General features: G+C 42.7%; 9 protein-coding genes. All 9 read left to right on the top strand.

The genetic code is table 11. The features are described from left to right. Window positions 1-47 precede the first annotated feature (47 nt). On the top strand, window positions 48-743 hold the full coding sequence (locus tag ACKWCC_RS17575; RefSeq protein ID WP_413997279.1) for a GDSL-type esterase/lipase family protein: 696 nt from the start codon (window positions 48-50) through the stop codon (window positions 741-743). Window positions 744-1,038: 295 nt separating this feature from the next. After that, window positions 1,039-2,229 carry a hypothetical protein gene (locus tag ACKWCC_RS17570; protein WP_413997278.1) on the top strand — a complete coding sequence of 397 codons (1,191 nt, stop codon included), beginning with the start codon at window positions 1,039-1,041 and terminating at the stop codon, window positions 2,227-2,229. Window positions 2,230-3,679: 1,450 nt separating this feature from the next. Further along, window positions 3,680-4,396: a helix-turn-helix domain-containing protein gene (locus ACKWCC_RS17565; protein ID WP_413997277.1), complete on the top strand. Its 717-nt coding sequence runs from the start codon at window positions 3,680-3,682 to the stop codon at window positions 4,394-4,396. Window positions 4,397-4,467: 71 nt separating this feature from the next. Further along, window positions 4,468-5,376 (top strand): helix-turn-helix domain-containing protein, encoded by a 909-nt coding sequence (locus ACKWCC_RS17560; RefSeq protein WP_413997276.1) that lies wholly within the window; start codon window positions 4,468-4,470, stop codon window positions 5,374-5,376. Between the two features lie 197 nt (window positions 5,377-5,573). After that, on the top strand, window positions 5,574-6,311 hold the full coding sequence (locus tag ACKWCC_RS17555; protein WP_413997275.1) for a pirin family protein: 738 nt from the start codon (window positions 5,574-5,576) through the stop codon (window positions 6,309-6,311). Window positions 6,312-6,445: 134 nt separating this feature from the next. Then, entirely contained in the window at window positions 6,446-7,399 is a 954-nt protein-coding gene (locus ACKWCC_RS17550; protein ID WP_413997274.1) for an MBL fold metallo-hydrolase, read from the top strand. Window positions 7,400-7,434: 35 nt separating this feature from the next. Next, on the top strand, window positions 7,435-7,905 hold the full coding sequence (locus ACKWCC_RS17545; RefSeq protein ID WP_413997273.1) for a hypothetical protein: 471 nt from the start codon (window positions 7,435-7,437) through the stop codon (window positions 7,903-7,905). Window positions 7,906-8,130: 225 nt separating this feature from the next. Then, window positions 8,131-8,784, top strand: a complete 654-nt coding sequence (locus ACKWCC_RS17540; RefSeq protein WP_413997272.1) for a hypothetical protein — start codon at window positions 8,131-8,133, stop codon at window positions 8,782-8,784. A 633-nt stretch (window positions 8,785-9,417) separates the two neighbouring features. Beyond that, a complete protein-coding gene (locus tag ACKWCC_RS17535; protein ID WP_413997271.1) occupies window positions 9,418-11,706 on the top strand; it encodes a glycoside hydrolase family 3 C-terminal domain-containing protein in 2,289 nt (762 codons plus the stop codon). Window positions 11,707-12,108 lie beyond the last annotated feature (402 nt).

Raw genomic sequence — 12,108 nt, 5'->3', positions numbered from 1 at the left:
TGTACGCTGGGAATTCATTGATAGTTGGATATAACAATGACAAAATAATGTTTAAGAGGTACAAGGTGTTCATGCTACTATTGCTGGCCTCATTGTTGGCGGCAAACTCCTGTGCACCCACACACAAATACCGGCACCATTTGACCAAATGGGAAAGCGATATCGACCGCTTTACCGAATTGGACCGCAACCAAGAGTATCCTGATAACAGCATTATGTTTTTGGGTAGCAGCAGCATCCGACTATGGGATTCCATAGAAGAGGATATGGCACCCTATCCGGTAATTCAAAGGGGCTTTGGCGGCTCCTGCTTTGTCGATGTGGCCCATTATGCCGCCCAAGAGACCCTCCCAGCGAACTTGGGGGCATTGGTGCTTTTTGCCGGCAATGATATCTGGGGCACCGAAGAAGACCGTACCCCCGAGGAAATCGGTAAGCTGCTAGAATACACCATCAGAAAGGTACGCAAACGCCATCCTACGATGCCCTTGTTTGTAATTGAAGTGACGCACGTACCCAAAAGGGAGCATTTGATAGCAGAAATCGATGCCGAAAACCGGGAATTGGAACGTGTTTGCGGAAAGCATGAGCAGGTCTATTGGATTGCGACAAAATCTATGTTTTTGACTCAAGACAACAAAATACGCCGAGAAATTTTTCGTGATGATGACATACACCAAAACGAGGAAGGCTATCAACAATGGACCCGATTGATCAAGACCGAAATAAAGAAATGGCTGTGATTGAAAAAAATTTGAATAAAATGAACCGGAATTTCGATTACCTACGGCGAATTTAGGCAACGCTTTATCGAAAAGTGTTTTTCTGCCAGTCGCCCATTCCCTTGCAATGCAATGAGCTTAACTAATTGATTTTAGGGTAAATATCGTTTGTTACAAGTCTTTAATTATCAAATGAAATCAGAAATGAACAGAATGGCTACTAAAAATGTAACAACTTCTTCCGGTCCCTGGACGTACATATTATTGCCCTTAATCGAACCTTTTATATAAAAGAAGCATAATTAAACCCTAAATCATGAAATTAACTAGTAATTGCACCACCAGTATCGCTTTTGTTCTTCTGTGTTTTAGCTTTCTTTTGGTAGGATGCGAAAATACGGAAGACACTTTGATTGAAGCAAACGATGGTGAAACACCGGTATCTGAAATGCCAGAAGAAGATGTTCCTGATGACACTACTCCAGAAGAAGAGCCCGATATGGGCGCTATAGGCCCTCGAGATCCCCTAAAATGGCCTTTTTTAAAAACCTCTATCTGGAATATGCCCCTTGGTAGCGATGCGGTCTATAAAGATGCAAATTTTGAACCTGCCGGTAATGTGGGTGTTGACACCCAGCATATCATCATCTTATCAGATGATGACCCTACCTACCCCGTTTGGAACAGTCCTAGTTTTCAGGCAAACCGGTGCTCAGGTACAGACTATTTAGGCTTTGATCTTAAGTTTCCTAAAGACCTCATCATTGCAGACGCTGGTTCGAGTCCGTACGGCCTCACTCCCAATAGCAACTATGCCATTCTTGACCCTTCAGACCAAATGATGGTGGAAGGTTCGCGTATCAGCCGTTGTATTGCCGATGGCCCCATTCATTTACCGGAATGGAAAAGATTTGAGAACAACAGAACCCGCATATCGTATTTAGGAGATGGCCTTGAAGGCGCGGGTGGACAGGGGGCAAGCCATTTGTCAGCCTTGGGCGGCACCATCAGATTGGGTGAATTGGTCGGTGATGAGCCCATTCGGCATGTGATTAAAATTAACCCTTGGGCAGAGAAATATTTGCATTATTCTGACGAAGTTCCAGGTTTCAAATGGCCCGCGCAAAGTGCTGACAACTATGCGCCTACCATTTACAACAGAAATGCCGATCCTGATATTGTAATGGGTTCATTATTCGCCATACCGAGAGACGTTACCGCTGAAGACCTTGGACTGGAAACCGAGGCAGCAAAAAAGTTGCTCTACACTTTGCAGCACTACGGCACCTATTTTACAGAAGATACCTATTGGGACACTTGGGACTTAATCGTTGAAGAATATGTAGCGCGTGAGTTTGAAGAAGCTTATGGGTTCGGTATGGAAAGTGACCTATGGAAAGCCGAAATCAACAAATTGATGACCGCGCTTCATGTGATCACCAATAACACCGAAAACACCATTGGCGGCGGTGGTGAACCAGTAGCTCCGTTGGCACCAGATTTTTAAACATTATGGTTTATATGGAGAAGCCTCAAAGTTTAACCCAGAATATGCACTAGACATTCTATTACGGCTGCAAATCCCTGCAAAATCAATCGTTGCACTGACTTTCGCTCAATCACCTTAGCGATGGCTAAGCCTCAATCGCAAAAGTCTTGATTTTATTGCGCTTTGCACCCTCATGACGAAAGTCTAATACATAATCTGGGTTTAAGATATACTTTTTCAATAAGGTAGGGCAAGCCTGTCTGTATCGACAGACAGGCTTGCCCAATATACAATTGATATTAAAGGCAGCGGCTAGTCCTCAAAAAGTCAGCTGGGGTGCTCTTTGGGTGCAAAGCGTTATTATATAGACCAGATTTCTTTCTAATTGTACGCCATAACCATCAAGAAGCTGTGAAAAGGAATGAAATGCCCTTTTTGTCCCAACCATCGGCATAGGTTATAGATTCGCCCTGTTTTAACCGAAAGAAGACATTGGCCCGCACTTAATATATCCAGAGGGTTTTCCTCTTTTTGTTTTTTTCCCGAAGCCTCGGGGTTGTTGCGCTTCATTTTTGAGGATTTGATATGATTTCATGGTTTCCGTTTTTGATTTACTTCCCATAGAGCCGTCCGCTGTTACCTTTTTTTGTCGCTTGATTGTATACAATATCCGGGCTTGGTAAGGCGTATAAAAAGTGAAGCTCAGCGAAACGGTTTATGCCGCCGTCCATGAACGGATGTTGTTTTTTTGCCGTCAAAAAAAGAAGAACGGTGGCGGTTCGGGCAGTAGGTCGAAAACCTTGGGACGTGAAACTTCCAATCCTCTTGAAGCGCAACAAAACACGAATTAGACAATCAGGTCAAGCGGACGCTAGCACGGGTTTTGGGCTTTCGAGCGCAGCGGTAAGCCCGAAATTCGGGCTTGTGTCCAAGACCTATCCAGTGAAGCTCTTTGCCCGGAATGCAATGGAGTGGCAATGTGCTGAACGGCCTATAGATTTCGCTTATGGGTTTTAGCAGGATAAAAGACGGACGCTATTTCAAAGACGTAGTTTGCCAATGATACCTCTTTAGTCAACTCGGGATACCCGATTTTCATCTACCCAAAGGTGTTTGTGGAATATAGAATTACGTCTTTAAAATTGTGTCCAAGACTTTTGTAGCGAAGCGCTTTTCCCGGAATGCAATGAAGTGGCAATGTGCTAAACGGATAATGAAAACGGTTGCGCTTTTATTATAGGATAAAAGGCCGACTAAATTTTTATCATGGGCAATGGGAATTAACCTGCCAGGATCTTTATTTCGTTATATTTATAAAATGTCTACTATCAAGCGCCATACTATTGATGACTTCAAAAAAACCATTGAAGTATAATCAAAGCATCCCGACTATTTTTTAAAAGAGTTTCGGGAAGGAGATCCATATCCAGAGGAACCTTATCGAACGGAAACCTTTGGCATCGCATTCGTGAAAAGAGGACAGCTTTACTTGACCACTGGACTTACCGACCATGAAATCAAGGCCCCTGCACTATTGACCATGGGACCGAATGTTATTAGAAAATGGACCCAGACCTTTAAGGCTGCCGAAAACGAGACCATATTTTTCACGAAAGAGTTTTTACTCACCAAATCGACCGATGTCGACATTCTAAATCGGGCCGTTTTTTATGAACATGCTGACCTTCATGTTTTCCACTTGCATGAAAAAGACCGCGAATGCATAGATACTTTGTTCGACGCCCTTAAGCGTTTTATCAACTCGGACTATAAAAACAAAGACGCATTAGTGAAGCATCAAATAGCGCTGTTGCATATCATTTGTGATGAGCTTCATTCTTCTAATACCAATGACCACCAGAAAGCAGAGGATAGTGTGACCTATGAATTTAAACAGCTTGCCGCCCATAATATAAAAACGCACCGAGATGTGGCTTGGTATGCAAATCGCTTGCATCTTTCGGCTAAAATATTATCAGAAAAAATGAAGCTGAACCTTGGTAAAACAGCCAGTCAATTTTTGCACGACTTGATGATTTTGGAAGCTAAAATTATGCTTCAAAACCCGAACATGACCATATCTGAAACAGCATATGCCCTAAATTTTTCAGACCCTTCAACATTTGGTAAATACTTCAAAAAATATGCTGGTGTAACGCCATCAAAATACCAAGAGCAGTTATGAAAACAGCTATGTAAATGAGATGGTTAAATCAGAATACAGTACCCTAAAAAGCAAATATCACCTTCAAATAAATGAATGGCATTTTTGACCTTACCGATTTCAACCACGTCTTAAAACTATTACGTTTTAAGCAAGTGCCTGATGCATCAGTATTTCATATTTGCAGGTTAGAGCATGTTCTGAACAAAAAACAAAGCGTTGAAACCCCACTCTACCGTCAGCACTTTTTTGATATCACCTTGTTCATGGGTGCTGATTTTGAGTATAGTTATTCTTTTCATCGTGAAAAAATATCTAAAAACACGCTACAAATCGTACCACCAAGAAAGGTACAAAGAATAATGGCCGAAGCACCGACACTCTCTTCTTTAAAGGGATATACCCTACTCTTCAAGCCCCAGTTTTTATCCATCGCATCGCACAACGCCAATTTTATTGAAACGTTTCCCTTCTTTTCATATTCCAATAATGACTGCGTTGTAAAACTCAGCTATCAAGATAGTACAACCCTATGTGATTTGTTCGAAAGAATGGTATCGCTCTATGAAGGCCAGGTTGCGAGCACTACACAAATATTGAATGGGTATTTATGGGCCCTTTTGCACACCGTTAACAATATCTGGCTGAAGCACACCGAGCATGTAAAAAGCCCAATAATCAATACCCATCATATGGTAGCGTCATTTGAAAGTGCCGTGCACAATCATTTGAAAGCGACAACAAAGGTTTCGGCCATTGCAGAATTGCTTCACGTTTCACCTAAATTCCTTTCCGAAACCCTGAAAAAGGAAACCGGCCTGAATGCCAAGCAACTATTGGACAGGGCCCTGTTTCTAGAGGCTAAAATGATGTTGGCCCAAACACATAGTACCATCTCACAAATATCCCACTTTCTACATTTCTCAGATGTTTCCAATTTTTCAAAATTCTTCAAAAGAATGTCGGGCCTATCACCCTCAGATTTTAGAGGCCCCAAGTAATTTCTACCCAACAATAAGTAATTTGGATAATAACTAGCCCACCGTTAAATCGAACCTTTGCCCTAGGTACATTCCCCCTAGATACAAATGACAAGCATAATGTGATGCTCAGGAAATAATGACTATATAAAGTCCATTTTTGCCCTGTTCACATGTTCAGTTTGACGGCAACTTTGTATCGAATAAAAAACGTTACAATGAAAAGCCTTTTAAGAGCATCTGCATCCCATAAAATACATAAAGGTGACTTTAATATAGATATCAATTTCCCTGGTTTGGCCTTAACAAACAGCGCTGATAAAAGAGGGCTCGCCCAATTGGGAAGGTTTGACCGCGGCCGATTGAAACCTGGGGTGTTCGTAGCCATGCACCCGCACGTGAACGATGAAATTCTTTCCTATATCCGAAAGGGTGATTTGGTGCATGAAGATACCGAGGGTGATAAAACTACGGTCACCAATACAAAAATCATGATGATGAATGCCGGTGCAGGCATTTACCATCAAGAATCAATCGGTGATAACGGGCAAGATGTTGATATGTTGCAAATCTTTATGCGTCCGGCGGTAAGCGGCCTAAAACCGCGCGTTCAGTTTTACGATTTTGAGAACGCCTACAGTATCAACGAATGGCGCACCATTGCAGGGCCATCACACCAAAATGTACCCCTCGAAATAAACTCAGAGCTCAGCGTTTATGATGCAAGGCTGCAAAACCAATCATTGGCACTTCTCAACCAAATAGAAAAAACCTATGTGCTCTATGTTTTTGAAGGTAAGGTAAACGTCGAGGGTATTGCATTATTGACCGGTGATTTAATGGTCTATCAAGATGAGAACATGCGTATTTCAGCCAATGGCACAGCAGACATGGTGCTTTTTGAATTGGATTTAAAAGCCACCTACACAAGGGAAGGCATGTACAGTGGGGTGTAGTGCCCGTATCGTGCAGCCTTTCAATTCGTGAATAGATAGTAATAAAGTAAAGGGACGCCAAACTTGTTGATGATTTAAAACCCAAAAACAAACAGCGGAAAGACCCCAACACAACGCAAATTTAAACCATAAAAATGAAAAAAATAACACTCTTACTCATTGCAATGGCCATGATAGCAGGCAATGCACAACATAATTCAAACTTGCCCGAAACATCGAAAGGGCCAAATATTCCTTATGACAAAGGGTATTTGGTGGAAGAAATCAACAATGACCTGTATTGGGTCACTGACGGACTTTACAACGCCATTTTTCTGGTGTACGACCAAGGTGTGGTTATGGTAGATGCGCCACCGACCATTGGTGAAAACCTTTTGGCAGCCATTAAAGATGTTACTAACAAACCCGTCACCCATTTAGTCTATACCCATTCGCATACCGACCATATTGGCGCGGCGGCACTTTTTCCAAAAGATATTGAAATTATAGCCCAAGAAGAGACCAAGAAAATCCTAGAAGCCAGAAATGACGACCGACGCCCCGTACCAACGCTTACTTTTGAGAAAAATTACGAATTGAAAATTGGCGGGCAGCATTTACAGCTCGACTACCACGGCAAAAACCATATGGACGGTAACATTTTCGTGTACGCCCCAAAGCAAAAGGTGCTGATGTTGGTCGATATCATATTCCCAGGTTGGGTTCCCTTTAAAAATTTGGGTATTGCCGAAGACGTACCGGCCTATATGAAAGCCCACGACATTGCACTGGATTACGATTTTGAAACCTTCGTAGCCGGTCATGTCACCCGGTTAGGAAACCGTGAGGATGTCGAAGTCTCCAAGGCGTTCGTAACCGATCTGAAGAATACGTGCCAGCAAGCCTTCGGTAAGGTCGATTTCATGGAAAGCGCACAGGAAACCGGTTTTGAGGACAAATGGATGATGTACAATACCTATTTTGAAAAGGTGGTGGATGTGGCCACCAAGGAAATGCACGGGAAATGGATGGGCAAATTGGGCGGGCTGGACACCTATTTAAGGGACGACGTGTGGAAAATGTGCGAGAGCTTGAGCGTCGACTTTTAAAGGAATTCAGATAAAAATAACGCTAAAGATTTAAAATGATTCAAAATTCAAACTTAGTTTCGGTTGCCGCATTATTATTTAACAGTGCGTTTTCAGGTGCATTTCTATTTATTGCCGTAACCATCGTACCCTTTTGGTCCAGCTTGGAACCATCAGGCGTCAATGCATGGTATGCTACATATTTTTGGCGGTTTCCTACCATCATGGTACCCTTGAACCTATTGACCTTTATTGCCATTGCAATCGGTACCTACCGTGCACATAAGGTCAAATCCCCAAACGTGAAGTTGTGGTATCTGGCATTCGTAGCCATATTCCTTTGTTCATTGACCTATCCCTTGATTTTTGATGGGGCGAATAAAACTATGATGTCCCCGAATGCCAATTTACAGGAAGTTGCCGCAAGTTTTCAAAAATGGGTCGACTGGCACCGGGTCCGGACTCTGTTGTCTTTAATCTCCTTGGGGCTGATGACCTATATCACTGCAAGACCGCCTTCGAAATGATGGTTTTTTTGGACTTCAATTCATTTTATTGGCTTAGGAGCTCGGTGTTCCTTCCCGTCGCAGCGGGAAAAAAAACAGAAGTGGAGAGGCAAAACCGGAAATTATGCCTAAGACCCTTGTAGTGTGCAACTAATGGGTAACCTTATCAAAGAGGTATTACCACAATTGCAATAAACAGAACCTGACAACTTAAAAATCAATGGTCTTAGGCCATACAGGAAAACCATGAGGAAATACCTATTCGTTATATGCCTAACGCTATGCACCGCACTTTTTGCACAAGAGCAACCTGCGCATAAAAATCCCCCTATACCTGTAGAATTTTCTTTTGGCCATAACCATGCCAATTTACAAGCCGTATTCAACCGCGCTTTTACAGAAACCAGTCGATTTGGCTTTTTTAACGTAACTACGGCCAGTGTGCCTTACCAAAATGAAGATGGCGCCAACGAACTGGTAAGCATTAATACGCTGACGTACGAATTCATGAAAAACCTACGCTTATCGGCAGGCGTTCAGTTTCATTTTCTCAAGGGCTTTGTACCCACAACAGGCGTTCAATATACCTACGCCACAAAAACATGGTTGATTATTTTAACACCGAACCTCAACTACAAACCAAGTTTAAACTTTGAGACCATTGCCATTGTGGAATTCAAACCCAAAATCACCAAAAAATTAGGTGTTTATACCCGGGTACAAGGTCTTTACAACCAAAACCTTGACTCGGGCTTTCATGACCGTAGCTACCTCAATATCAGGGCAGGATTGTCATACAACACCTATGCCTTTGGCTTTGCTGCCAACTGGGATAATTATGGCCCCAACAATAGGTCTGAGAACAATTTTGGTGTTTTTATTAGGCATGGGTTTAACTAAGTAAAATCCTGAAAAACAGTATATTAAATGCTAAAACCTTAAGGTCAACCGTCACTTAGCAAACACATAACCCGGTACGTCTTAATCAAAAGGAACGAGTTCTTTATCAGCCTTTTTGCTTCGGCACTGAAGTAGTCTGAGCTCTTCTCTTGGTATGCAATTTATAACCCGATTTTATGGTTTCGGCGTCCATTACGTTTGGCACAGACAAGGTAAGAAAGGAATGCTACTGCTTTTCTGAAATCTTTTATCCCTTTGAGTGTTTGAGGCGAACTTAATTTTGAAGTTGTAGATTGGGAATGAAGCCCGTCGATTATGCGCAGGACAGACTTTTCTAATCGGTTCAGCAGGTCGGTGCAGCGCATTGGAAATCAGAAGCTTTAAAATTGTGTCCATAACCTTTGTAGCGAAGCGTTTTTATCGAAATGCAGCGAAGCGGAATGTAGGGGAATGTGCTTCGCGGGCCGTCAGGTTGAATGTTGCATTTACTATGAAATGTATGTTTAGCTTCACCTTATTTTAGATGCGATTATTAAAGACCGCAAAGGTCAAAGACATGAATTCCTTTATAAAAAATGGCCCTCTTTTGTTTCAGTTGCCTACTTTAGTGAGTGCTGCGAACAAATTAGATGTATGCTTCGAAAAATATTCAGGATCACATTCAAGACTATTGGCGTACTGCTGCTACTTGTATTGGCCGTTGCCGGATACTTTTATTACATCGGTACTTATTATGAGACCTATTCGCTCAAAGTAGATAAAGCTAATTTTCCGAACGTTGTTACAAAAATCCAAATCGATTCTTTGGCAGAAGCATTGGTGTCACACATGACGCTGGAAGAAAAAATTGACCAGATGTATGGTGAAACGCCCGTAAAAGGCTGGAATAAGCTGATTGTCAATTCACAAATCCACAACATCTTCCCCCACATTTATGTAGGCAGAAACGAACGCCTGGGCATACCGCCTTTTGTATTGTCTGACGGGCCGCGGGGAGCACGGGTGATCTCGAAGGATACTGAGGGTGTCACCACGTTTCCGGTAGCTATGGCAAGGGGTGCCAGTTGGGATGTTGACCTTGAACATCGCATCAACGAGGTGATCGCCATCGAGATGCGGGCCAATGGTGCCAACTATGCTGCTACGCCCTGTATGAACATACTACGAAACCCCAAATGGGGCAGGGCGCAGGAGACCTACGGTGAAGACCCTTGGCATATGGGAGAAATGGCCGTGGCTGCCACCCAAGGCATTCAAACGCACCATGTCATGGCCTGCCCAAAGCATTATGCCCTAAACAGTATCGAGAATTCGAGGACCGTGATCAACGTAGAAGTTGAGGAACGTGCGTTGCGTGAAGTCTACTTGCCACATTTCAAGAAAGTGTTACAAGAAGGTAAAGCGGCATCTATCATGTCTGCTTATAATAAGGTCAATGGGGAATATCTTTCCGATAACGACTACCTATTGACCGATATCCTTCGAAAAGAATGGGGTTTTGAGGGTTTTGTTACCTCTGACTGGATCTTGGGTACCCATGATGCCACCGAGAGCATCAGGGCAGGGATGGATATTGAAATGCCTTTTCAGAATATTTATGCCTATGATAAGGTGAAAAGTGCATTGGAAAACGGGGAAATAACAGAACCGGATATAGATAAAATTGTGTTGCGCATTTTGAAGACCCGACTCCCCTATGCCTTCGCAAAGGATAGCATGCGGTATTCAGAAGGCCTTTTGGCGCAAGAAAAACATACAAGAGTTGCTTTAGAAGCTGCCGAAAAAAGCATGGTACTGCTTAAAAATGATGGGGTACTCCCATTCAGTAAAACAACTGGTAAAAAAATAGCGGTTATCGGCGGCTTGGCGAATTCAGAAAATACCGGTGACCATGGTAGCAGCGACAGTCGCCCGACCTATGTGGTTACTCCTTTGGAGGGAATACGGGCATATCAAAAAGCTTTGGGCAATGAGGTCATTTACAACGATGGCATTGATATCGCTACTGCTGTTTCCGATGCAGTGCAGGCAGACGAAGTTGTTCTGGTGGTGGGGTACGACGCCGATGATGAAGGAGAGTATATTTTGGCTGACATCAATAGCCAACAATTGATGGAGCAATCTGCAAAGGCCGGGAAATTGGTCGGAAAGAAAGGGATAGGCGGTGATAGGGAGTCATTGCGATTATCAAAAAACGACGAAGCTTTGATTAAAAAAGTAGCGGCAAGCAACAAGAATTCAGTGGTCGTGTATGTTGGCGGTTCGGCCATTGATATGTCTGCATGGCATAACCAGGTTAATGCCATACTCTTTGCCTGGTATGGCGGCATGGAAGGCGGTAATGCCTTGGCCAATATACTCTACGGCAATACCAGCCCCAGTGGTAAATTACCTTTTAGTATTGCGAAAAACGAAGATGATTATCCCTATTTCACGCCTTATGCTACAGACATCACATACTACTATTACCATGGATATACCCTTTTTGAAAAAAAGAACAAACCCGTGGCCTACCCCTTCGGTCATGGCTTGAGCTATACGACCTTTTCTTATGATAGTTTACAGGTGCTTACACCTGAGATATCAATTAATGACGAGTTATCGTTTTCAGTTAGGGTGACCAATTCGGGTGCCGTTGACGGTGAGGAAGTGGTACAGCTCTACATCGGTTTTTCAAATTCGGCCATAGACCGCCCTATAAAATTGTTAAGAGGTTTTAAAAAAGTTGCCTTAGAAGCGGGTGAAGAACAAACTGTATCCTTTAAATTAAACGCCAAAGACCTTGCTTTCTATAATCCTGAAACCAAAAATTGGGAAATTGAACAGATGGACTACGAGGTGTATATTGGCGGGTCTTCGGATGAGAGGCGACTACTGAAATCTACTTTTAAGTGTGTGGCAGGTTCGCAAAACAAATATTAGGTTTTTGATATAATTTTCAAGGGATAAAATTGTCGTGGAAAGAAATTTTCAACAAGTTAAAATTAGGGATGATTTTAGTGTACACCTCCTTTGTTTTGCCATTAGTAAGTAGTGGATTGAAAAGTCAATTGGGTTCGAACGGGCAAAGGCCACTTATGTTGTGAAAAGTTTATAAGCAATACAATAGTATCGCATAATGATTATCCGCTTTTTTTAGAAGACTCCAAAGTAGTATCCTATTTTCAATATAGTCTAATACAGTCTTGATAAGTCTTATAGTAGGGCTTGCTGATTTTCGCAAGGATCATAAACTTTAGGCCGCTACGATTCGGGGCGCATTTCGGCCACCATTTCCGATCGGTGCAAAAACCTTGCTTAAGAGCCCCTTTATGACGCCAGGGT

This window comes from Maribacter aquimarinus (assembly GCF_047345505.1).
Taxonomy (GTDB): domain Bacteria; phylum Bacteroidota; class Bacteroidia; order Flavobacteriales; family Flavobacteriaceae; genus Maribacter.
This window is presented reverse-complemented; position numbering and strand designations above follow the sequence as displayed.

What these genes read in the sequence shown, in the direction of transcription:
- ACKWCC_RS17575 (WP_413997279.1), top strand. Translation starts at nt 48, where the DNA reads ATGTTTAAGAGGTACAAGGTGTTCATGCTACTATTGCTGGCCTCATTG.
- ACKWCC_RS17570 (WP_413997278.1), top strand. Translation starts at nt 1,039, where the DNA reads ATGAAATTAACTAGTAATTGCACCACCAGTATCGCTTTTGTTCTTCTG.
- ACKWCC_RS17560 (WP_413997276.1), top strand. Translation starts at nt 4,468, where the DNA reads ATGAATGGCATTTTTGACCTTACCGATTTCAACCACGTCTTAAAACTA.
- ACKWCC_RS17555 (WP_413997275.1), top strand. Translation starts at nt 5,574, where the DNA reads ATGAAAAGCCTTTTAAGAGCATCTGCATCCCATAAAATACATAAAGGT.
- ACKWCC_RS17550 (WP_413997274.1), top strand. Translation starts at nt 6,446, where the DNA reads ATGAAAAAAATAACACTCTTACTCATTGCAATGGCCATGATAGCAGGC.
- ACKWCC_RS17545 (WP_413997273.1), top strand. Translation starts at nt 7,435, where the DNA reads ATGATTCAAAATTCAAACTTAGTTTCGGTTGCCGCATTATTATTTAAC.
- ACKWCC_RS17540 (WP_413997272.1), top strand. Translation starts at nt 8,131, where the DNA reads ATGAGGAAATACCTATTCGTTATATGCCTAACGCTATGCACCGCACTT.
- ACKWCC_RS17535 (WP_413997271.1), top strand. Translation starts at nt 9,418, where the DNA reads ATGCTTCGAAAAATATTCAGGATCACATTCAAGACTATTGGCGTACTG.